This is a genomic window from Streptomyces sp. NPDC029956 (assembly GCF_055574655.1).
In genome coordinates this window covers 86,933-108,751 of record NZ_JBVHZJ010000010.1, presented here as the reverse complement: position 1 = coordinate 108,751, position 21,819 = coordinate 86,933, and the positions used below count along the sequence as shown (strand labels likewise).

20 protein-coding genes are annotated in these 21,819 nt (G+C 72.7%); 12 read left to right on the top strand and 8 right to left on the bottom strand.

The features are described 5' to 3' along the window. Positions 1–39 precede the first annotated feature (39 nt). Entirely contained in the window at positions 40–1,383 is a 1,344-nt protein-coding gene (locus ACZ4XX_RS10825; protein WP_468507593.1) for a glycosyltransferase family 4 protein, read from the bottom strand. 227 nt (positions 1,384–1,610) lie between these two features. On the opposite strand from ACZ4XX_RS10825, the gene ACZ4XX_RS10820 reads away from it, so the two are divergent. Next, on the top strand, positions 1,611–2,240 hold the full coding sequence (locus ACZ4XX_RS10820; RefSeq protein WP_037639037.1) for a TetR family transcriptional regulator: 630 nt from the start codon (positions 1,611–1,613) through the stop codon (positions 2,238–2,240). 226 nt (positions 2,241–2,466) lie between these two features. Here the strand turns inward: ACZ4XX_RS10820 and ACZ4XX_RS10815 are convergent, their stop codons facing one another. The 4 genes from ACZ4XX_RS10815 to ACZ4XX_RS10800 all read right to left on the bottom strand — a co-directional run bounded on the left by ACZ4XX_RS10815 (position 2,467) and on the right by ACZ4XX_RS10800 (position 5,521). Continuing rightward, a complete protein-coding gene (locus tag ACZ4XX_RS10815; RefSeq protein ID WP_468507592.1) occupies positions 2,467–2,994 on the bottom strand; it encodes a hypothetical protein in 528 nt (175 codons plus the stop codon). Positions 2,995–3,093: 99 nt separating this feature from the next. Continuing rightward, positions 3,094–3,681, bottom strand: coding sequence for a hypothetical protein (locus tag ACZ4XX_RS10810; RefSeq protein ID WP_468507591.1), 588 nt, complete (start codon positions 3,679–3,681; stop codon positions 3,094–3,096). A 143-nt stretch (positions 3,682–3,824) separates the two neighbouring features. Further along, positions 3,825–4,058 (bottom strand): ferredoxin, encoded by a 234-nt coding sequence (locus ACZ4XX_RS10805; RefSeq protein WP_468507679.1) that lies wholly within the window; start codon positions 4,056–4,058, stop codon positions 3,825–3,827. Continuing rightward, a complete protein-coding gene (locus ACZ4XX_RS10800; protein ID WP_468507590.1) occupies positions 4,058–5,521 on the bottom strand; it encodes an aldehyde dehydrogenase in 1,464 nt (487 codons plus the stop codon). The genes ACZ4XX_RS10805 and ACZ4XX_RS10800 overlap by 1 nt, the downstream gene beginning before the upstream one ends. A 283-nt stretch (positions 5,522–5,804) precedes the next feature. Between ACZ4XX_RS10800 and ACZ4XX_RS10795 the strand changes: the two genes are divergently transcribed. The 8 genes from ACZ4XX_RS10795 to ACZ4XX_RS10760 all read left to right on the top strand — a co-directional run bounded on the left by ACZ4XX_RS10795 (position 5,805) and on the right by ACZ4XX_RS10760 (position 14,708). Continuing rightward, positions 5,805–6,668, top strand: a complete 864-nt coding sequence (locus ACZ4XX_RS10795) for an FG-GAP repeat domain-containing protein (RefSeq protein ID WP_468507589.1) — start codon at positions 5,805–5,807, stop codon at positions 6,666–6,668. A 290-nt stretch (positions 6,669–6,958) separates the two neighbouring features. After that, entirely contained in the window at positions 6,959–7,996 is a 1,038-nt protein-coding gene (locus ACZ4XX_RS10790) for an MBL fold metallo-hydrolase (RefSeq protein WP_468507678.1), read from the top strand. Positions 7,997–8,242: 246 nt separating this feature from the next. Next, a complete protein-coding gene (locus ACZ4XX_RS10785) occupies positions 8,243–9,499 on the top strand; it encodes a prenyltransferase/squalene oxidase repeat-containing protein (protein WP_468507588.1) in 1,257 nt (418 codons plus the stop codon). Between the two features lie 101 nt (positions 9,500–9,600). Next, complete coding sequence (locus ACZ4XX_RS10780) at positions 9,601–10,230, top strand: SCO2322 family protein (RefSeq protein ID WP_468507587.1); 630 nt, start codon at positions 9,601–9,603, stop codon at positions 10,228–10,230. A gap of 7 nt (positions 10,231–10,237) precedes the next feature. After that, the gene (locus ACZ4XX_RS10775; RefSeq protein ID WP_468507586.1) at positions 10,238–11,374 is read left to right on the top strand and encodes an energy-coupling factor transporter transmembrane component T; all 1,137 of its coding nucleotides are present in this window, start codon (positions 10,238–10,240) and stop codon (positions 11,372–11,374) included. Next, entirely contained in the window at positions 11,371–13,152 is a 1,782-nt protein-coding gene (locus tag ACZ4XX_RS10770) for an ABC transporter ATP-binding protein (RefSeq protein WP_468507585.1), read from the top strand. Before ACZ4XX_RS10775 ends, ACZ4XX_RS10770 begins: the two co-directional genes overlap by 4 nt. Then, a complete protein-coding gene (locus ACZ4XX_RS10765) occupies positions 13,149–14,021 on the top strand; it encodes an ECF transporter S component (protein ID WP_468507584.1) in 873 nt (290 codons plus the stop codon). The genes ACZ4XX_RS10770 and ACZ4XX_RS10765 overlap by 4 nt, the downstream gene beginning before the upstream one ends. Before the next feature lie 285 nt (positions 14,022–14,306). Beyond that, on the top strand, positions 14,307–14,708 hold the full coding sequence (locus ACZ4XX_RS10760) for an aggregation-promoting factor C-terminal-like domain-containing protein (RefSeq protein ID WP_468507583.1): 402 nt from the start codon (positions 14,307–14,309) through the stop codon (positions 14,706–14,708). Between the two features lie 173 nt (positions 14,709–14,881). On the opposite strand, the gene ACZ4XX_RS10755 is transcribed toward ACZ4XX_RS10760, so the two are convergent. Beyond that, entirely contained in the window at positions 14,882–16,060 is a 1,179-nt protein-coding gene (locus ACZ4XX_RS10755; RefSeq protein ID WP_468507582.1) for a steroid 3-ketoacyl-CoA thiolase, read from the bottom strand. Between the two features lie 251 nt (positions 16,061–16,311). On the opposite strand from ACZ4XX_RS10755, the gene ACZ4XX_RS10750 reads away from it, so the two are divergent. From ACZ4XX_RS10750 to ACZ4XX_RS10740, 3 genes are all read left to right on the top strand, one after another. Beyond that, the gene (locus tag ACZ4XX_RS10750) at positions 16,312–17,559 is read left to right on the top strand and encodes a cytochrome P450 (protein WP_468507581.1); all 1,248 of its coding nucleotides are present in this window, start codon (positions 16,312–16,314) and stop codon (positions 17,557–17,559) included. Positions 17,560–17,742: 183 nt separating this feature from the next. After that, positions 17,743–18,837, top strand: coding sequence for a DUF2330 domain-containing protein (locus ACZ4XX_RS10745; RefSeq protein ID WP_468507580.1), 1,095 nt, complete (start codon positions 17,743–17,745; stop codon positions 18,835–18,837). After that, positions 18,834–19,502, top strand: coding sequence for an O-methyltransferase (locus tag ACZ4XX_RS10740; RefSeq protein WP_468507579.1), 669 nt, complete (start codon positions 18,834–18,836; stop codon positions 19,500–19,502). Before ACZ4XX_RS10745 ends, ACZ4XX_RS10740 begins: the two co-directional genes overlap by 4 nt. A gap of 79 nt (positions 19,503–19,581) precedes the next feature. Here the strand turns inward: ACZ4XX_RS10740 and ACZ4XX_RS10735 are convergent, their stop codons facing one another. Both ACZ4XX_RS10735 and ACZ4XX_RS10730 read right to left on the bottom strand, forming a co-directional pair. After that, positions 19,582–20,454 (bottom strand): alpha/beta hydrolase, encoded by an 873-nt coding sequence (locus ACZ4XX_RS10735; RefSeq protein WP_468507578.1) that lies wholly within the window; start codon positions 20,452–20,454, stop codon positions 19,582–19,584. Between the two features lie 174 nt (positions 20,455–20,628). Next, positions 20,629–21,810: a serpin family protein gene (locus tag ACZ4XX_RS10730; protein WP_468507577.1), complete on the bottom strand. Its 1,182-nt coding sequence runs from the start codon at positions 21,808–21,810 to the stop codon at positions 20,629–20,631. Positions 21,811–21,819: the final 9 nt, after the last annotated feature.

Genomic DNA, 21,819 nt, shown 5'->3' with positions numbered 1-21,819 from the left:
GGGCGGAACCGGGCTGCGCCCGGCGACGGCGGCGGGGTGTCACCGGCGGGCTCCGGCTCCCTGACGGGCGACCGCCTCGCGGTACAGCTCGGCGGTGCCCTGGGCAGCCTTCGCCCAGGTGAACCGGGACAGGACCCGTTCCCGCCCGGCCGCACCGAGCCGCATCCGCAGCTCCGCGTCCTCCAGCACCCGTCCGAGCGCAGCGGCCAGCGCCCCCGCGTCCCCCGGCGGCACCGCCAGACACGTCTCGCCGTCGGACCCGGCCACCTCGGGGATCGCACCGCCCGTCGTCGCGACCAGCGCCGTCCCCGTCGCCATCGCCTCGGCCGCGGGCAGCGAGAACCCCTCGTACAGCGACGGCACGCAGGAGACCTGCGCGGACCGCACCAGGTCGACGAGCTCCGCGTCGCTGATGCCCTTCACGAACTCGACGGCCCCGGCCAGCCCGTACCGCTCGATGGCCGCGGCGACCGGGCCGTCCTCGGCGCGCTTGCCGACGACGACGAGGTGCGCGTCCGGGTTCTCGGTGCGGAGCTTGGCGAGCGCTTCGATGAGGTGGACGAGGCCCTTGAGCGGGACGTCGGCGCTCGAGGTGGTGACGATCCGGCCGGGGACCTCGGCGACGGCCGGGTCGGGCGACCACAGGTCGGTGTCGGCGCCGATGTGGACGACCCGGATGCGGTCGTCGCGTACGCCGAGGTGCTGGACGATCTCCTGCCGGGACGTGCCGGAGACGGTGAGCACGGACGGCAGCCGGCGGGCGACGCGCTTCTGCATGCGGGTGAAGGCGTACCAGCGGCGGACGGAGGCGCGGCGCTTCCAGTCGGCCGCGGCGTCGAGTTCGAGCTGCCGGTCGACGGTGATGGGGTGGTGGATCGTGGTGACGAGCGGGGCGCCGATCGCGCGCGGGCCGCCGAGGAGCCCGTACCCGAGCGTCTGGTTGTCGTGGACGACGTCGAAGTCCCCGCGCCGGGCGGCGAGCATGCGCCGGGCCCGCAGGGAGAAGGTGAGCGGCTCGGGAAAGCCGCCCGTCCACATGGTGGCGACCTCGAGGCCGTCGATCCAGTCGCGGTACTCGTCGCGCTTCGGGGTGCGGAACGGGTCCGGCGAGCGGTACAGGTCCAGGCTGGCGAGCTCGGTGAGCGTGAGCCCCGCCAGGTCTGCGCCGTCGACGACCTCGTCGAGGACGGGGTACGGCTGCGAGCCGATGACCTCGACGCTGTGGCCGAGGCGGGCGAGCTCGCGGGAGAGGTGCCGGACGTAGACGCCCTGACCGCCGCAGAAGGGGTTTCCCTTGTACGTGAGGAGAGCGATCCGCAACGGTCTGTCACCGGCTGCGGTGACGCCCTGTCGGGGGCTTGCCTCTATGGCCTCAGCGGTCATGCGCGACCCCCTTCGAGCGTGGTTTCGCCGGAGCGTAACCGCTCGCGCTAATCTAGAACAAGTTACAGACTTGATCGTTCTTGATCTTCTGGCCTGATCTTCTTGATCCTTCAAGGAGGACAGAATCTACCGGCAGGTAGCTCTGTGGTGAGAGCCGGAACAGGTGATTCGCGCCACGGCGCCCGCACCGCCATACTGTCGCTCCCCACCGCACGGAACGGGACCTCATGACCGCAGACATCAGAGCGGACCACAGACCCGCGGCGCCACCCCTCACGGAGCGCCAGGAGGCACGCCGCCGCCGCATCCTGAACGCCAGCGCCCAACTCGCGGCGCGGGGCGGCTTCGACGCCGTGCAGATGCGGGAGGTCGCGGAGGCGGCCGGGGTGGCCCTGGGGACGCTGTACCGCTACTTCCCCTCCAAGATCCACCTGCTGGTCGCGACGATGCAGGACCAGCTCCAGCACATGCACACCACCCTGCGGAAGCGGCCGCCGGCGGGCGCCGATCCGGCGGAGCGGGTCGCGGAGACGCTGATGCGGGCCTTCCGCGCGCTCCAGCGCGAGCCGCAGCTCGCCGACGCGATGGTGCGCGCGCTGACCTTCGCGGACCGCGGGGTGAGCCCCGAGGTCGACACGGTCTCGCGGCTGACGACGGCGATCATCCTGGACGCGATGGGCACGGAACACCCGACCCCGGAGCAGCTCTCGGCGGTCCGGGTGATCGAGCACACCTGGCACTCGGCGCTGATCACCTGGCTGTCGGGGCGCGCCTCGATCGCACAGGTGAAGATCGACATCGAGACGGTCTGCCGACTGATCGACCTGACGGCGCCGGAGGCGGCGGCGCGCCGCTGACAGGACGCCCGCGCACGCGCCCCGGCGGCTGACGGGGCACACACGCCCGCGCCGGACGGCTGACGGGACGCCCGCGCACGCGCCGCCGGAACGCCTACGGGTCGCACGCACCCGCGCACCCGGCGGCTGACGTGCCGGAGGCGCGGGCGGTGTCGGTGTCGGCCTCAGCGTCGGCATCGGTGTCGGCGTCGGCGTCGGCGTCGGTCCCGGTCCCGGTCCCGGTGGATCAGGACGAAGGCGTGACCTTGTTGGCGTCCGCGAGCACCGGCGCGCACTCCGGGCTGCCGTCGACGGCCACGAACATCACCAGCTTCAGCGGGCCGGCGGAGTGGTTGCTGGCCTGGAGCTGCCAGCTGCTCTTCTTCAGGGACTTGATCACGGAACCGCCCTGCTCGGTCTTCCGCTCCTCGTTCCAGCCGCCCTTGGTCAGGGTCGCGACCGTGTCCGCGTAGGACTTCGCCGGGTCCTCGGCCTTCGCGCCGTCGGCCGTCCAGCTGACCATGCAGTCCTTGGCCTCGGCCGGAATCTGCTCGCCCGAGCCGTCCTGCGTGAAGCCGGCCGCCGTCGCCGCGTCGGTGAGCTCCTTGGTGACGGCGGCCCCGGTGAGCCGCTCGCCGCCCGAACCGCCGGAGCCGCCCGTCGAGGACGAACCGGCCGAGGACGAGCCGCCCTTGTCCGTCCCGCCCTCGCTTCCGCAACCGGCGACCAGCAGCACCACTCCGGCGGCCGCGGCCACCCACTTCGCCTTGCGCACAGCACTCCCAAATACGCACGTACGACGGCCTCTTGCCCCCGTTTCCAAGGGCATAGTTTTGCACGTGGGAACGGCCGGCGTACGCAAGGACGCCTTTCGTCAGCCCTGTTCGGAGTCCTCCCCGAACAGGGACTTCCTCTCCTGCTCGGTGAACCGGTTCATGCACGCGGTCTCCGTCGCCTGCAGCGAGATCATCTCCATCGTCAGCGACTGCTGCGCGCCGGTGTGCCGGGCGTACATCACCCAGCCCCGCTTCCTGAGCGTGATCTGGAGCATGGTGCCGCCCTTGTCGTCGAGCTTCTCCACCTGGCGCTCGCCCTGGACCCAGTCCTCGGCGACGAGAGCGGTGACCGCCTTCTCGAGGCCGGCCCGCGATCCGTCGACGGGCGGACCGACGTACTGCCACGCGGCGGTACAGGCGGCGGCGCGCTCCTGGAGCCGCTCCCGCTCCGTGGACGGCGTGGGGCGCGGCGTGGAGTCCGTGGGGGTCGCCCCGCCGACGCCCGGCAGGTCGGACTTCGGCAGCCCCGACTTCCCGACGGCGGCGACGATCTCGGCGTGCGCGGTCTCACGACCGAAGGCGGAGGCCCCTCCCCCGGCGCCCGTGCCGGTCCCGCATCCCGTCGCGAAGGCCACCACCGCCGTCGCTCCCGCGACCGCCGCCCACCATCTGCCCCGACCCTGCATGAGTGCCCCGCTCCCTGCGCGTACGTACATGTGCCGGGGGAGTCTCACACACGCGGTACGCGCAGGTCACGGCCGTTCCGGCGGTCGAGAGCCGGGCCCGGGGCCGGGGGCCGGGCGCCGGCCACCGGAGTCCTCCCGGCCCGCTACTCCTCCGGCGGGAAGACCGGCTCCCCGCCGTCCGCGAGAGTGATCATGATGGCCTCCACCGGGCACCCCTCGGCCGCCGCGAGCAGTCTCTCGCCCGCGTCCGACTCGGGCTCCCGTGCGTGCGACTGCCGGGCGGTGTCGAGGCGGAAGCCTTCCGGGGCGTGGTTCACGCACATGCCGGAGCCGATGCAGACGCTCCGGTCGACCTCGACGTGCCAGCGGTCTCCCATCACGCGCCGCCCGCGTACCCGGCCGGCAGGTGGATCATCTTGTGCTCCAGGTACTCGCCGAAGCCCTCGGGCCCGAACTCCCTTCCCAGACCGGAGTTCTTGTAGCCGCCGAAGGGGCCGAGCATGTCCAGACTGAAGGTGTTGACGTTGAAGGTGCCGGTGCGGACGCCGCGGGCGAAGTCGATGCCGTGCTCCACGTCCCCGGTCCAGACGCTGCCGCTGAGCCCGAAGTCGGAGTCGTTCGCGAGGCGCATGGCCTCGGCCTCGTCCCCGTACGGCAGGAGGCAGATGACGGGGCCGAAGATCTCCTCGCGGGCGATCCGCATGGAGTTGTCGACTCCGCCGAAGAGCGTCGGCTCGACGTACCAGCCGCGGTCGAGCCCGGCCGGGCGGCCGCCGCCGGAGAGGACCTTGGCGCCCTCCTCCTGGCCGATGCGGATGTAGTCGAGGGAGCGCTGCTGCTGCCGACGGGCGACCAGCGGGCCGACCTGGGTGGCCGGGTCGAGCGGGTCCCCGACGACGAGCGCGCCGGCCGCGGCGGCGAAGGCCTCGGCGATCTCCTCGTACCGGGAGCGGGGGACGAGGATCCGGGTCTGGGCCACGCACGCCTGGCCGTTGTTCATCCAGGCGGCCGGGACGATCCCGGCGACGGCGGTCGCGAGGTCGGCGTCGGGCAGGATCACGGCGGCCGACTTCCCGCCGAGTTCGAGGGTGACGCGGGTGAGGTTGCGGGCGGCGACCTCCATGACCCGCCTGCCGGCGGTGACCGAACCGGTGAAGGAGACCTTGTCGATGCCGGGGTGGCCGACGAGGTACTCGCTGACCTCGCGGTCGGCGGGCAGGATGCTGAGCACGCCCTCGGGAAGCCCGGCCTCGGTGGCGATGTCGGCGAGGATGTACGAGTCGAGCGGCGACTCGGGCGAGGGCTTGAGGACCACCGTGCAGCCGGCGAGCAGCGCGGGACCCAGCTTGGCCGCGGCGGTGAACTGCGGCACGTTCCACGGGACGACGGCCGCGACCACACCGACCGGCTCGCGGCGGACGAGCAGCGGGCCGAGGACGCCACCGCGCCGCTCCTCGTACGTGAAGTCGCGGGCGACGGTGATCGCCGCGTCCCAGACCATCATCGCGCCGAGCGCCTGGGCGAGGACGGACCAGGAGTACGGGGAGCCGTTCTGCGCGCTGATGGAGCGGGCGATCTCCTCGTGGCGTACCGCGATCGCGTCCTTGATGCGGCTGACGACGGCGATCCGCTCCTCCACCGTCATCCGGGGCCAGGGCCCTTCGTCGAAGGCCCGGCGGGCGGCCGCCACGGCCCGGTCGACATCGGCGGTGGAGGCGTGCGGGACGCGCCCGATGACCTCTTCGGTGTGCGGGGAGACGACCTCGATGACGTCCTCACCGAGCGGGTCGGTCAACTCCCCGCCGATGAACAGCTTTCCGTGCTCCACAAGCTCGGTCATGACCGCCGCCTTCATGAGGAGTTGACTTCCCTGACGATGCCTCAGAACTGATACCAGTTCTAGTTATAGGGAGCAATGGCCCGGACAGAACGGGGCCCCACCAGCCGTATTGCGGCCGTTGGGGCCCTGGTCATGCGACCCGGGCCGCCTCGGGGCCGTCAGCCGTTCCGGAGGATGACCTGACGGTCGGGATGAGAGAAAGAGCGCGTGGTTTCGGACAACCCTGGGGGGCTCTCGCCGGTCGGAAGGGTGACAACGAAACAGACGCAGGGGGAACCCGATCATGTTCGAACGACACAGGCCCTGGCTGAGGACGGCGCTCGCAGCCACCGCCGTCGCGATGGCCACCGCCACCGGCTCGGCCTCCGCCGTCGCCGCTCCGGAGGCGGGACCGGTGGCACCACCCTCCTTCCAGCTGTACGGCGTCGAGAAGCAGACCCACTGGCTGTGGAACTGGTACTACCGGGGCCCGCTCCTCTACACGGACGGGCCCGACGGGCTCGACCACTCGGACCTCGCCGACATCATCCCCGTCTCCAACCCCACCGAAGACGGGTACGGCTACGGCGAGTGGACCCTCTACAAGAACGGCCGGCTGGACTTCGACGGCTGGATCGACGGCGAGTACCGCTGGCCGGAGAACGTCGGCCGGGGCTGGGACATCTACCGCACGGTCCTCTCGCCCGGCACTCTCGGCGGGGCCAAGGAGGCCGACCTGCTCGGCGTCGACAAGGCCGGTGTGCTGTGGAGCTACCTGGGCTACCCGGACGGCCGCCTCACCACCCGCATGCGGGTCGGCGGCGGCTGGGGCCAGTACACCGAGCTGGCCGGCCAGGGCGATCTGACCGGCGACGGGAGGGCCGACATCACCGCCCGCGACAAGGCCGGCGTCCTCTGGCTCTACAAGGGCACGGGCGACTACAAGGCGCCGTTCGCGGGCCGAACGAAGATCGGCGGCGGGTGGAACGCCTACGACCGGCTGCTGGCCGTCGGCGACGACGACGTCGACGGCAAGGCGGACCTGCTGGCCCGGAAGACGACGGGCGAGCTGGTCCGATACCCGGGCACGGGCAACGCGGCGCGGCCGTTCACGGCGCCGGTGCGGATCCCGGGAGGGAGCCACATGAAGGACTTCATCCTCTTCTAGAAGTACGCCACTTCGCGCGAGGCGGCCCCGTTCCCGGCATCTCGGGTCCGGGGCCTCCCTCTGCCGGGGCCGCCCGCACTCACCGGCCGGAGACGACCGATCACGACAGCCCGATCACAGGTCGGCCGCACACCGAAGGCAACTCGATACAAGCCACCCTGACGGTTCGTCAGTTCTCGTTATAGTGGGCCATGGTCGAGCACGCTCCGTACCGTCGCGGCAAGCTTCAGCACCGCGCCGTGGAGAACTTCCGCACCACCGTGGAGAGATGAGGATCCATGCAGGAACCCATGCCCCAGGTGACCGAGCACGGCGGAGGCGTCTGGTCGCTCCGGGTGCCCATCCCCGACAATCCGCTCGGGCACACCCTGGTCCACGTGCTCGACACCGACCGCGGGCCCGTTCTCGTCGACACCGGCTGGGACGATCCGGCCTCCTGGACCGAACTCACCGGCGGACTCGCCGCCCTGGACATCGACGTGTCGGAGATCCACGGCGTCGTCATCACCCATCACCACCCCGACCACCACGGCCTCTCCGGCAAGGTCCGCGAGGCGTCCGGCGCCTGGATCGCCATGCACGCCGCCGACACCGACGTCGTACGCCGCACCCGGGCGGCCGAACCGGGCACCTGGCTCGACTACCTCGCCCGCAAACTCGCCGCCGTCGGCGCCCCCGAGGACCACCTCGTCCCGCTGCGGGCCGCCCGCACCTCCGGCCGGATGCGCACCCTGCCCGGTGGGCGCTCCGCCCTCCCCGACCGGGAGATCGTCCCCGGCGAACTCCTCGACCTCCCCGGACGGCGACTGCGCGCGATCTGGACCCCCGGCCACACCCCCGGCCACGTCTGCCTCCACCTGGAGGAGGAGCACCCCTCCCGGCTGCCCGGCCACGGCCGGCTCTTCTCCGGCGACCACCTGCTGCCCGGGATCACCCCGCACATCGGACTGTACGAGGACCCCGACGACGCCACCGCCACCGATCCCCTCGGCGACTACCTCGACTCCCTCGAACGCATCGGCCGCCTCGGCGTCGCCGAGGTCCTCCCCGCCCACCAGCACGCCTTCACCGACGCCGCCGGCCGGGTCCGCGAGCTCCTCGACCACCACGAGGAACGGCTCACCGGACTCCTCGGCCTGCTGGCCACCCCGCTCACCCCCTGGCAGCTCGCCGAGCAGATGGAGTGGAACCGCCCCTGGGACCAGATCCCCCACGGCTCCCGCAACATCGCCGTCAGCGAGGCCGAGGCGCACCTGCGCCGCCTGGTGAAACTCGGCCGCGCGGAGGCGGTGCAGGGGACGGAACCCGTGGAGTACGTCGCGGTGTGAGGCGCCTCGCACCCGCCGGGCCACAGGCATACGGGCCGGTAGAGTGGGCGGGTCGTCATCATGCCCGTACGGGGGGAAGCCGGTGGGACTCCGGCACTGACCCGCAACCGTGAGCGACTCCCCGTACCGGGAGTCTCGAGTCGGAATGCCCCGTCCGGGACGTGACCGCCGGCACCGTCGAGGAATACGGAGCCGGAGCCTGGTGCCCCTGAGGCGTGCCGGTGCCCGGCCGCAGGAGAGGGCCCCATGAACACCGTCCGCCGCGGCGCCACCGCGCTCGCAGCCGCCACCGTCCTGCTCGGCACCGGAGCGGCAGGGGTGGCGGGAGCCGTCACCGCCGCACCCTCCCCCACGCCCTCCGCCGTCACGGTCCCGGACGGCCTGTACGGCACGACCGACCCGACGTACGACGGTGTCTGGCGTCAGTCGCTCGCTTTCCTGGCCCAGCGCGCCACCGGCTTCCAGCCCTCCGACAAGGCCGTGGGGTGGCTGCTCGGCCAGCAGTGCGCGGACGGCTCGTTCGGCGCGTACCGGGCCGACGCCGGCACGCCCTGCGACGCGAAGACCATGCGGGACACCAACGCCACCGCGATCGCCGTGCAGGGGCTCCGCGCGGTCCGGAAGCAGTCGGCCTCCCCGGAGACGATCGACAAGGCGGTCAAGGCGGGCTCCGACTGGCTGCGCACCGTGCAGAACAAGGACGGCGGCTGGGGCTACAGCCCCGGCGGCGCCAGCGACGCCAACTCCACCTCGGTCGTCGTCGGCGCGCTCGCCTCGACGGGCGTGCGGCCCGGCTCGTTCACCTCCGCCGAGGGCCGTACGCCCTACGACGCGCTCCTCTCCCTCGCGCTGCCCTGCTCGGACAAGGAGGGCCCGGGGGCCTTCGCGTACCAGCCCGACAAGGCCGGCAAGCTCCTCGCGAACGCCGACGCCACCGCCGCGGCCACCCTCGCGGGCCTCGGCAAGAGCGTCGTCGCCACCAAGGCCTCGCCCGAGCAGCCGCCGGTCTGCAACGACCTGTCGAAGCCGACGGTCGAGCGCGCCGCGCTCAACGGTGCCTCCTACCTGGCGAAGGCCCTCGCGAAGACCGGTCACCTGACCCTGCCGCCGATGCCGGGCGCCACCGACACCACCGAGCAGCCCGACGTCGGCAACACCGCCGACGCCGTCGTCGCGCTCGCCGCGTCCGGCGCCTCGAAGGAGGCGAAGCCCGCCGTGGAGTGGCTGGAGAAGAACTCCGCCGCCTGGGCGAAGAAGGGCGGCCCGGCCGCGTACGCGCAGCTGATCCTGGCCGCGCGGGCGACGGAGACGGACCCGCGCGAGTTCGGTTCGGCGGACCTGGTGGAGCAGCTCAACGCCACCGGCCCGGCGCCGAAGACGCCGGACACCTCGGCCTCCTCCACGAGCGACGACGAGGGCGGCTTCGACATCTGGTGGATCATCGGCATCGGCATGGTCGTCGGCGTCGGCATCGGCTTCCTCGTGAGCGGCCGCAAGAAGTGACCGCCGCGCGAGGGAACGGTGCGCGAGGAGACGGTGCGCGAAGGCGTGGCACCCGCGCCGCGGGAGCCGCGGCCGGGGCGCTGCTGACGCTCACCGCGGTCGTGGCCGCGGCGGCTCCGGCGCAGGCAGCCGGCTACCGCTACTGGTCGTTCTGGGAGAGCGACGGCGGCAAGGCCTGGTCGTACGCCACGCAGGGTCCGGCGACCGCACGCCCCGCCGACGGCGACACGATCGGCTTCCGCTTCGCGATCAGCAACGGCACGAACGACACCTCCAAGCCCTCCGTCGCCCCCGACTTCGCGGGGATCTGCGGGGACGTGGAGAAGAAGGACGGCACGAAGCGGGTCGCGGTCGTCGTCGACTTCGGCGGCCCGGCGGACGCGCCGCCCGGCGAGGCCCCGCCGGAGAAGGCGGTCGAGGTGGGCTGTGCGCAGGTCCGCGAGGACGCGACGGGCGCGGAGGCGCTCGCCGTGGTGGCGAAGCCGCTGCGGTACGACGGCGCGGCCATGCTGTGCGGGATCGCCGGCTACCCGGCGCGGGGCTGCGGCGAGCCGGTCGCGGAGACCGGCGGGGCCGGGGAGGCCGGGAAGACCCCGGTGTCGGCCGCGCCGAGCGCGTCGGCGGCCGTCGGCGAGGACGGCGGGGGCCCGTCCTTCGGCGTGCTCGCCGGCGGGGCGGCGGTCCTGGCCCTGGGCGGGGCGGCGATCTGGAAGGCCCGCCGCCGCGGATGAGCCCGGTATGAAGGTCCCCGACGTCCTCCGTGCCCCGGAGGCGAGCCGGTCCAACGCCCTGCACGCCGGAGCGTGGTGGGTGTGGGCGCTCGGTCTGGCCGTCGCCGCCTCCCGCACGACGAACCCCTTCCTCCTCGGCCTCCTCGTAGGGGTCGCGGGCTACGTCGTGGCGGCCCGGCGTACGGACGCGCCCTGGGCGCGCTCGTACGGCGCGTTCGTGAAGCTCGGCCTGTTCGTCGTCTTCCTGCGGGTCGTCTTCTCGCTGCTGCTCGGCTCCCCGATCCCGGGGACGCACCTCATGTTCACGCTGCCCGAGGTACCGCTGCCCGAGTGGGCGCAGGGGGTACGGATCGGCGGGCGGGTGACGGCCGAGCAGCTGGTGTTCGCGCTGTACGACGGCGCGAAGCTGGCGACCCTGCTGATCTGCGTGGGTGCGGCGAACTCGCTCGCCAACCCGGCACGGCTGCTCAAGTCGCTGCCGGGCGCGCTGTACGAGGCCGGGGTCGCCGTCGTCGTGGCGATGACCTTCGCGCCGAACATGGTCGCGGACGTGGTGCGGCTGCGTACCGCCCGACGGCTGCGCGGCCGCCCCACGGGCGGGGTGCGGGCGGTGCTCCAGATCGGGCTGCCGGTCCTGGAGGGAGCCCTGGAACGGTCGGTCGCGGTCGCGGCGTCGATGGACGCGCGCGGGTACGGCAGGACGGCGCAGGTCCCGGCCTCGGTACGCCGCACCACGAACGTCCTGACCCTGGGCGGACTGCTCGGAATCTGCGCCGGTTCGTACGGGCTCCTCGCGGCGGAGGGCGCGGGATACGGGCTGCCGCTGCTCGGCGGCGGCCTGGTCGCGGCCATGGCGGGGCTGCGGCTCGGCGGACGCCGGACGGTCCGCACCCGGTACCGGCCGGACCGCTGGGGGGTGCGGTCCTGGCTGGTCGCGGGGTCCGGGGTGGCGGTGGCGGTCCTGATGATCTGGGCGAACACGTACGCGCCGGAGGCGCTGCACCCCGGGGTCGTTCCGCTGGAGGCCCCGGAGCTGCCGCTCTGGCCTGCGCTGTCGGTCCTGGTGGGCCTGGTGCCGGCGTTCGTGGCCCCCGTACCCGCAACCGCCCCCGCAACAGCTCCCGCTTCGAAGGAGAAGGCGTGATCCGCTTCGAGAACGTCTCGGTGACCTACGAGAAGGATGCCGAGCCGACCCTGCGGGACGTGAACCTGACCGTCCCCGAGGGCGAGCTCGTCCTGCTCGTCGGGCCCTCGGGCGTCGGCAAGTCGACCCTCCTCGGCGCGGTCTCCGGCCTCGTCCCCCACTTCACCGGCGGCACCCTGACCGGCCGGGTCACGGTCGACGGCCGGGACACCCGCACGCATCCGCCGCGTGAGCTGGCGGACCTGGTGGGCGCGGTCGGCCAGGACCCGTCCGCGCACTTCGTCACCGACACGGTCGAGGACGAGCTGGCGTACGGCATGGAATCGCTGGGTCTCGCGCCGGGCGTCATGCGGCGCCGGGTCGAGGAGACCCTGGACCTGCTCGGCCTCGCGGAACTCCGCGACCGCCCGATCGCGACGCTCTCCGGGGGCCAGCGCCAGCGGGTCGCGATCGGCTCGGTCCTGACCCCGCACCCGAAGGTCCTGGTCCTGGACGAGCCGACGTCGGCGCTGGACCCGTCGGCGGCGGAGGACGTCCTGGCGGTGCTGCAACGGCTGGTGCACGACCTGGGCACGACGGTGCTGCTCGCGGAGCACCGTCTGGAGCGGGTGGTGCAGTACGCGGACCAGGTGCTGATGCTGCCGGAGGGTGTGATGGGCGCCCCCGCCGAGATCATGGCCGTCTCACCGGTGCATCCGCCGGTGGTGGGGCTGGGGAGGCTGGCGGGCTGGGATCCGTTGCCGCTGACGGTGCGGGACGCGCGGCGCCGGGCCGGGGAGCTGAAGGCCCGGCTGGAGGGGCGGGTCCCTGCGGGGCTCGTTCCCCACGATCCGGCCCCGGCGGCGTTCGAGGCTCCGGCTTCGGCGGCGTTCGAGGCCCCGAATCCGGCGGCGTTCGAAGCTCCCGCCGCTTCGGTCTTCGAGACGCAGGGGCCCCAGGGCGGCGCCTCCGGTTCCGGGAAGGGACGGGGTGGGGGCATCCGCCTCTTCAGGCGGCGCCGCACCGAGCCCGCGGCAGCCCCGGCCCCCGGCCCCCTCGTCCGGACCGAAGGCCTCGGCGTCCGCCGCGGCCGCGTCGAGGCGCTCCGTCGCATCGACCTCCAGGTCCGGGCGGGCGAGACCCTCGCCCTGATGGGCCGCAACGGCGCCGGCAAGTCCACCCTCCTCGCCACTCTCGTCGGCATGATCGCCCCGACCTCCGGCACCGTCCGCGTCGCGGGCCGGGTCCCGCACACCACCGGCCCCCGCGAGCTGATCCGCCAGGTCGGCCTGGTGCCGCAGGAGCCGAGGGACCTGCTGTACGCGGACACCGTCGCCGCCGAGTGCGCGGCGGCCGACGGGGACGCGGGTACCGCGCCCGGGACCTGCCGGGCGCTGGTGTCCGAGCTGCTGCCTGGCGTCGCGGACGACACCCACCCCCGGGACCTGTCGGAGGGGCAGCGGCTGGCACTCGCGCTCGCCGTCGTCCTGACCGGGCGCCCGCCCCTGCTGCTCCTGGACGAGCCGACCCGCGGCCTGGACTACGCGGCGAAGGCCCGTCTGGTCGCCCATCTCCGTACCCTCGCCGCCGAGGGGCACGCGATCGTGCTCGCGACGCACGACGTGGAGCTGGCGGCCGAGCTGGCGCACCGGGTGGTGATCATCGCCGACGGCGAGGTGGTGGCGGACGGGCCGACGGCCGAGGTGGTCGTCTCCTCTCCCGCGTTCTCGCCGCAGGTGGCGAAGATCCTCGCCCCGCGGCCGTGGCTCACGGTCGAGCAGGTGGAGGCGGCCCTGTGAGCAGGCCCCCGGTCCGCGCGATCCGTCTGGGACCCCGCTCCGTCACCGCCCTCGCCCTCGTCTCCCTCATCGGGCTGTTCGCCTTCTGCTGGCCCCTCTTCGCGGACGCCGGCTCCGCCGTGACCTCGCACGCCGGGGACGCGCCGTGGCTGTTCGCGGCGCTGCTGCCGCTCCTCGTCGCGGTGGTCGTGGCGACGATCGCGGACTGCGGGATGGACGCGAAGGCGGTGGCGATGCTGGGCGTGCTGGCCGCCGTCGGCGCGGCCCTGCGGCCGCTGGGCGCGGGGACGGCCGGTCTGGAGCCGATGTTCTTCCTGATGGTGCTGAGCGGCCGGGTTCTCGGGCCGGGCTTCGGTTTCGTCCTCGGCGCGGTGACGATGTTCGCGTCGGCCCTGCTCACGGGGGGGGTGGGGCCCTGGATGCCGTTCCAGATGCTGTCGATGGGCTGGTTCACGATGGGCGCCGGTCTGCTGCCGGGGCCGGGCGGGCTGCGGGGCCGCGGTGAGCTGCTGATGCTCTCGGCGTACGGGTTCGTGGCGGCGTTCGCGTACGGCACGATCATGAATCTGCAGGGCTGGGTGCTGCTCCAGGGCCTGAGCAGCGGGATCTCGTTCCAGCCGGGCGCCCCGCTCGACGAGAACCTGGTCCGTTTCCTCGCCTATGTCACCGCCACCTCCCTCGGCTGGGACCTGGGGCGGGCCGTTCTCACCGTCGTCCTCACGCTCACCATCGGCGGCACGCTCCTGAAGGCGCTGCGGCGGGCGACCCGGCGGGCGAACTTCGAGGCCCAGGTCACATTCGAGGGCCCCGGGAAGCCCTCCCCGGGTGAGCCGCCCCACAGGACCTACGTCACGTACGAGCCGGAATAGTAGTCGGGCGGTACCCGCACAAACCACCCACAGCAGGGCATGACCTGCGGAAACGTCTCACACTCACACCCCGGGACCTTCCTCCGACGTCCGAACCTTCGTCGTACAGGGGGTCATTGCGTCGGCGTTCCAGCCCTGCTTGTCTGGTGGACGTCGCCAGGCAGCCGGTGCTCACCACAGCGCCTCGGACGGCCGGTTCCCCCAGTTCCCGGGTTCCCCGGGCCCTGGTTCCGGCTTGCCGAAATCGCCTGACGCAGCCCTTGTTCCCGAAGTTAGGCAGAAACCTTGATCCGCTCGATCGCCACTCGTGTCGTCGCCCGCAAGAAGACCTTCGCCGCCTCCGCAGCCGTGCTGCTGGGTGCGTCGGGTGCGGTGCTCGGCACGACGGGCTCGGCCTCGGCCGCCAGCCCGCAGGAGCTCGCCCGCGACATCGTCCCCGCCTCCCAGTACGCGTCGTTCAGCAAGATCGTCGAGCACGAGTCGCACTGGAACCACAAGGCGACCAACTCCTCCAGCGGCGCCTACGGCCTCGTCCAGGCCCTCCCGGCCTCGAAGATGTCCTCGGCCGGTTCCGACTGGAAGACGAACCCCGCCACCCAGATCAAGTGGGGTCTCAACTACATGAACGAGCGCTACGGCTCCCCGAACGCCGCTTGGGCGTTCTGGCAGGCCAACGGCTGGTACTAAGAGTCACCGCCGCACAGCGCCCACCCGCAAGGCCCCGCCTCCCGTCAGGGAGGGCGGGGCCTGCGGCGTTTCCGGCCGCGCCAGGGAGTGGCGGGGAGCGCCTGGGAGCGGCGGCGGGGCCTCGGTCGTCCCGCGTGCGTGTTCCCGCACCCGCCGCGGAGCCCTTCGGGCGCCTACAGCCGCTGGATGATCGTCCCGGTAGCCACCGCCCCGCCCGCACACATGGTGATCAGCGCAAACTCCTTGTCACTGCGCTCCAGCTCGTGCAGTGCGGTGGCGATCAGCCGCGCCCCGGTCGCCCCGACGGGGTGGCCGAGGGCGATGGCGCCGCCGTTGACGTTGACCTTGGCGAGACCGTCCAGGTCCCGGTCGAATTCCTGCGCCCAGCTCAGCACCACCGAGGCGAAGGCCTCGTTGATCTCGACGAGGTCGATGTCCCGGAGCGACATCCCGGCCTTGCCCAGGACGGCGCGCGTCGCGTCGATCGGACCGTCGAGGTGGAAGTGCGGGTCGGCGCCGACCAGGGCCTGGGCGACGATCCGGGCCCGGGGCTTCAGCTTGAGGGCGCGGGCCATCCGCTTGGAGGCCCACATGATCGCGGCGGCGCCGTCGGAGATCTGGGAGGAGTTCCCGGCGGTGTGGACGGCGGTCGGCATGACGGGCTTGAGGCGGGCGAGGCCCTCCATGGTGGTGTCGCGCAGGCCCTCGTCGCGGTCGACGAGCCGCCACATGCCCTGCCCGGCGGCCTGCTCCTCCTCGGTGGTGGGGACCTGGACGGCGAAGGTCTCCCGCTTGAAGCGCTCCTCCGCCCAGGCGTTCGCGGCGCGCTCCTGGGAGAGCAGGCCGAGGGAGTCGACGCGTTCGCGGGTGAGGCCGCGGTGGCGGGCGATGCGCTCGGCGGCCTCGAACTGGTTGGGCAGGTCGACGTTCCACTCGTCGGGGAAGGGCTTGCCGGGGCCGTGCTTGGACCCGGAGCCGAGCGGAACGCGGGACATGGCCTCGACACCACAGCTGATCCCGATGTCGATGACGCCGGCCGCGACCATGTTGGCGACCATGTGGCTCGCCTGCTGCGAGGAGCCGCACTGGCAGTCGACGGTGGTGGCGGCCGTCTCGTAGGGAAGGCCCATGGTGAGCCAGGCCGTGCGGGCCGGGTTCATGGACTGTTCGCCGGCGTGGGTGACCGTACCTCCGACGATCTGCTCGACGCAGTCGGCGTGGATGCCGGTGCGTCCGAGGAGTTCGCGGTAGGTCTCGCCCAGGAGGTAGGCGGGGTGGAGGTTGGCGAGCGCGCCTCCGCGCTTGCCGATGGGGGTGCGTACGGCTTCGACGATGACGGGTTCCGCGGCCATGGGCTCGTCCTCTCCTCGACCGGACGGGGCGTCCCGGCAGCCCGTCGGTCGGCGTCACGGGGGAACTAGTACGCGTTCTAGTTCTGAGTGCAGTCTTATGACTGCTACCGCGGGTACGCAAGGGTCCGGGAGGCAACACTTCCCGTTCTGGCCCTTGCTACTTGTAGAACTCGTTACTAACTTTCCCGGCAACTCCTGACGGCCCATCAGATCCCCTCATCAGAATCCCTCAGATGTGGAGTGTGTTGCCGATGCCCTGTCCCCACCTTCCCGAGGGGTTCGACGCCACCGACCCCGATCTGCTCCGCGACCGCGTCCCCTTCCCGGAGTTCGCCCGCATGCGGCAGACCGCACCCGTCTGGTGGTGCCCCCAGCCGCCCGGCATCACGGGCTTCGCGGACGGCGGGTACTGGGCCGTCACGCGCCACGCGGACGTCAAGTACGTCTCCACGCATCCCGAGCTGTTCTCCTCGAACGAGAACACGGCCGTCATCCGCTTCAACGAGCACATCACCCGGGACCAGATCGAGGTCCAGAAGCTGATCATGCTCAACATGGACCCGCCCGAGCACACCCGGGTCCGCCAGATCGTCCAGCGCGGCTTCACCCCACGGGCCATCCGGAACCTGGAGACCGCCCTGCGCGACCGCGCCCACGCCATCGTCGACGAGGCCAAGCGCGCCGCGGACGCCGACGGCACCTTCGACTTCGTCACCCGCGTCGCCGTCGAACTCCCCCTCCAGGCCATCGCCGAACTCATCGGAGTCCCCCAGGAGGACCGTTCCCGGATCTTCGACTGGTCGAACAAGATGGTCGCGTACGACGACCCCGAGTACGCCATCACCGAGGAGATCGGCGCCGAGGCCGCCATGGAACTCATCGGCTACTCGATGAACATGGCCGCCGCCCGCAAGGAATGCCCGGCCGCCGACATCGTCAGCCAGCTGGTCGCCGCCGAGGGCCAGGGCAACCTCTCCTCCGACGAGTTCGGCTTCTTCGTGCTCCTGCTCGCCGTCGCCGGCAACGAGACCACCCGCAACGCCATCAGCCACGGCATGCACGCCTTCCTCACCCACCCCGATCAGTGGGAACTCTTCAAACGGGAACGACCGGCGACCGCCGCCGAGGAGATCGTCCGCTGGGCGACCCCCGTCGTCTCCTTCCAGCGGACCGCCACCCAGGACACCGAGCTCGGCGGGCAGAAGATCGCCAAGGGCGACCGCGTCGGCCTCTTCTACTCCTCCGCCAACAACGACCCCGAGGTCTTCACCGACCCCGAGCGCTTCGACATCACCCGCGACCCGAACCCCCACCTCGGCTTCGGCGGCGGCGGGCCCCACTTCTGCCTGGGCAAGTCCCTCGCCATCAAGGAGATCGAGCTGATCTTCAACGCGGTCGCGGACGCCCTGCCCGACCTGACCCTCGCCGGCGAACCGCGCCGACTGCGGGCCGCCTGGCTGAACGGGGTGAAGGAACTCCGGGTCCGCGCCGGGGGCTGAACGTACGCGGCGGGGCGGGACGGAGCCGGAACGGCACCTCACGGGGACGGAGCCGGAACCAGACCTCGCGGACGGAGCCGGAACGGCACCTCACGGGCCGGGCCGGATCCGGACCCCGCGAACGAAACCGGAACCGGACCTCGTGGACGGAACCGGCGGGTCACCCGGCACGTCCCACCCCGCATGCGGGGGACACACCGAATTCTCACCACCATCGTCGCGCTGCTCGCGCTCCAGCTCGGCTCGCTCGTCGCACCGGCGTACGCCTGCGGCTGCGGCGCCATGATCCCGACCAAGGACCAGCGCATCGGCGTCGACCGCGAGGAGTCGGCCGTCCGCTGGGACGGCCGGACCGAGACCGTCGTCATGCGCTTCAACGTCCACGGCGACGCCGAACACTCCGCCTGGATCATGCCCGTGCCGAGCCGCGCCGGCGTCACCCTCGGCGACCCCGAGCTCTTCGACGCCCTCGACCGGCTCACCGAGCCCGAGCAGCGCGACCGCTTCCACTTCTGGCCGCGCGAGGGCGACTGGCCGTTCGACCTCGACCACGGGGACGGCGCCGGGGCTCCGGCACCCGGCGCGGGCGGTGTCGGCGTCGTCGGCCGCGAACGGCTCGGCCCCTTCGACGTCGCCCGGCTGACCGCCACCGACCCGGACGCCCTCGGCGACTGGCTGCGGACCAACGGCTTCGAGCTGCCCGAACGGCTGACCGGCGCCCTCCAGCCGTACGTGGAACGACGGTGGGAGTACGTCGCCGTCCGCCTCGCGCCGCAGCAGAAGGACGCCGTCCTCCAGGGCGAGCTGACCCCGCTGCGCATCACCTTCGCCTCACCCGAACTCGTCTACCCCATGCGCCTTTCGCGGCTCGCGAAGACCTCCCAGAGCCTCGGCCTCTACGTCCTCGCCGAGCACCGGATGGAACCCCGCTCCCCCATCGGCGGCGACACCCCCGAGGTGACCTTCGCCGGCCGGATCGAACCCGAGGGCCCCGTCGCCGCACTCGCCGGGGAGCGACCGGTCCGGCTCACCGTCCTGGAGCAGGAGTTCCCCCACCCGGAGCGGATCGACGACGACCACCACCTGCGGGCCGTCGCCGACACCCCGTACCGCCGGGTCGAGTACACCGACCGGCTCCTCACCGTGGGCGGCGGAATCCCCGTGTGGCTGCTGACGGCCGGCGGCGGTCTGCTCCTCGCCGCCCTCGCGACGCTCCTGGTCGTACGGGCGGCAAGGCGCCGCCCGGCGACCGGCCCCGGTGTACGTTCGGCCGCATGACGAACCCTCAGTGGAACGCAGTCGACGCCTACTTCACCGAGACGATCGCCCCCGCCGACGAGGCGCTGACCGCCGCGCTCAGCGCCTCCGCGGCAGCCGGGCTGCCCGAGATCGCCGTCGCCCCCAACCAGGGCAAGCTCCTCCACCTGCTCGCACAGATGCAGGGCGCCCGGAGCATCCTGGAGATCGGCACCCTCGGCGGCTACAGCACGATCTGGCTGGCCCGCGCCCTGCCCGCCGACGGCCGGCTCCTCACCCTCGAATACGACCCGGCCCACGCGGACGTCGCACGCGCCAACCTCGCCCACGCCGGCCTGGACAAGGTCGTCGAGGTCCGAACGGGCGCGGCCCTGGACAGCCTGCCGCAGCTGGAGGCGGAGGGCGCCGGCCCGTTCGACCTGGTCTTCATCGACGCCGACAAGGTCAACAACCCGCGCTACGTGGAGTGGGCCCTGAAGCTCTCCCGGCCCGGCACGGTGATCGTCGTCGACAACGTGGTACGGGGCGGCAGGATCACCACCCCCGACCCGGACGACCCGGCGATCACCGGCACCCGCGAGCTCTTCGACCTCGTCGCCGCCGAACCCCGCCTGGACGCGACGGCGATCCAGACGGTCGGCACCAAGGGCTACGACGGCCTGCTGCTCGCCCGCGTCGTCCGTTAGGCCCTGCCGTTTCCGGACCGGGCCCCGGCGGGTGTCCCCCTTCCCACGGCACGACAGGAAGGGGAACACCCGGAGCACGTCAGACGAGGCCCGCGAGCAGTTCCGCGAAGAGCGCGGGCCGACTGAAGTAGCCGACGTGCGAGGCGTCCAGGGTGCGCACGTCGAAGGGGTTGTCCGGAGTCAGCTCGTCGGCCTTGCGGATCATGTAATCCTGCACCGCCGGCGTGACGCTCGCGTCCTGGGAGAGCCGGACATAGGTGTGCGGGACCCGGCCCCAGCGCTCCGCCGTGACCAGCGCCCCGGGCTCCAGCACCCCGTGGTTCTCGTCCGGGTCCAGTGTGTCGAGCAGCGCTCCGAACGTGTGGTCGGTGGCGTCGGCCATGACGGCGGCCTTCAGCTCGGCGAACACGGCGGGATCGGCGTGCGCCGCCCGCCAGTTCAGCCGCACCACCCCCGGATCGGCGGACGCGCCCGTGAGCGGCACGGCGATCCGCGCCACCGCCGCGTCCAGCAGGTTCTCGTCGGTCACGTCCCAGGCCCCGGTGAGCATCGCCGGATCGGCGAGGCAGAACGCGGAGAGGTAGACCAGCCGGTCCACCAGCTCCGGCACGGCGTCGGCGACCGCACCGATCGTCAGACCGCCGAGACTGTTGCCGACCAGCACGACCGGCCCCAGCGGGGCCAGCCGCCGCAGGACGTCCGTCACGTGCCGCACGTTGTCCCGCAGCGTGACGCCGCTCATCGGGGACGGGGCCGCGGTCAGCGCCGTCAGGTCCTGGGGCTGCCGGTAGTAGGCGGCGGGGCCTTCTGCCCGGTCCCCGTGTCCGGGCAGATCGACGGCGTACGAACGGTGTCCGAGCAGCGCCAGCTCGTTCTGCAGCGGGCCCCAGGCCCGTGCGTTGCTGGAGCCGCCGTGGACGCATACGAAAGTGGGGCGCGAGTGTGCGCGCATGGTGGGATTCCTCGTCATCAGGAGGCGAACGGTGGACGCGGGTCCGAGCGCCGGGCATCGCCCGGCACCGCGGTCAGCACCCCGAACGGGTACGGATCGCCTGCCAGTTGTGGATGACGGAACACATACGAGCGACCCTAACAGAACGGAGCGTCTCGCGACCCGGCGATGACGCTACGGCGCTCCGGAGCCGGCCCCGCCCGGTGCGCTCCGCCGCCAGCCCGCGAAGAGCGGCAGCTCGCCGGACGCGTCGAGGACGACCACGCCGAAGGGGCGGTCGAAGGCGATGCGCTCCACGGCCTGCCGACGGGGCGGCGCCGCGCTCCGGGTCATCGCCACCTGCGTCACGGCGGCCGCCTCGACCCCCTCCTCCGCGACCTCGACGAGCACCTCCTGCACCACCTTGGAGATGAAGAGGCCGACCGGGGACAGGCCCGGGAAGTCGGCACCGGGCCGCAACGCCCGGCTGACGCCGAGCGCCGCCAGATGGGCGTCCGCCTCGGTCTTCGTACGGAGGGTGAACCGCGGCAGCGTGAGGTCGGCCGCGTCCGCGGCGAGCGGCCTCCGCGCCTCGGGCCCCGCCCAGGCGGCGGGCAGCACGTCGGCCGGTCCGGCGCCGGACCGGCCGAGAACGAACCGCACCCGGGCGGCCGCCTCGTCACCCGCGCACGGCAGCTCGACGACGGTGACCCCGTCCACGGACCAGACCCAGGAGGCGGGGATCCGCCGCCGCATGGTCGGTACGGGCCGGGTGACCCCGCAGCCGTCGGTGAAGGGCTCGTCACGGGTGAGGTGCGCGGGGAAGGCGGTCAGCCAGGAGGCCTTCAGGGCGAGGGCGTTGACGAGGACCAGGTCCTCGGAGCCGTCGAGCCCGAGCGGCAGCCCGGCGATCCGGCCACCGGTCGCCTCCCGCACCCAGGCGTCGAGTTCGTCCTGGGCGACGGCGGGAGTCTCGCCCAGGGACACGTCGTCCGTGGCCCCGAACACCTCGTCGGGCAGCTCGAACCAGGCCGGCGCCCCCCGCAGCACCCCGAACTCCACATCCGGCAGACCACGCCGGAACGCGTCGAGCACCGCCACCCTGCTCCACACGCCGGTGGCCGACGCGACCCCGTCCGTCACCGCGAGCCGCCGCCCGACGACGGCCACCGCCTCGGCGGCCGCCTCCCCTTCGACCCCGAGCAGCCCCCGCAGCTCCTCGGCCGTCCGCCCACGCGCCCCGGAGGCCGCGGCGGCAAGAGCGAGCCACAGCCCCACCGGGGAACACACGAAGTCGCCCTCCCCCAGACAGGTCGACCAACGGGCCGCCAGGGCCCGCACCGCGTCCGCCTCGAAGGCGATGGGACCGGGAGTCATATCCTGCCT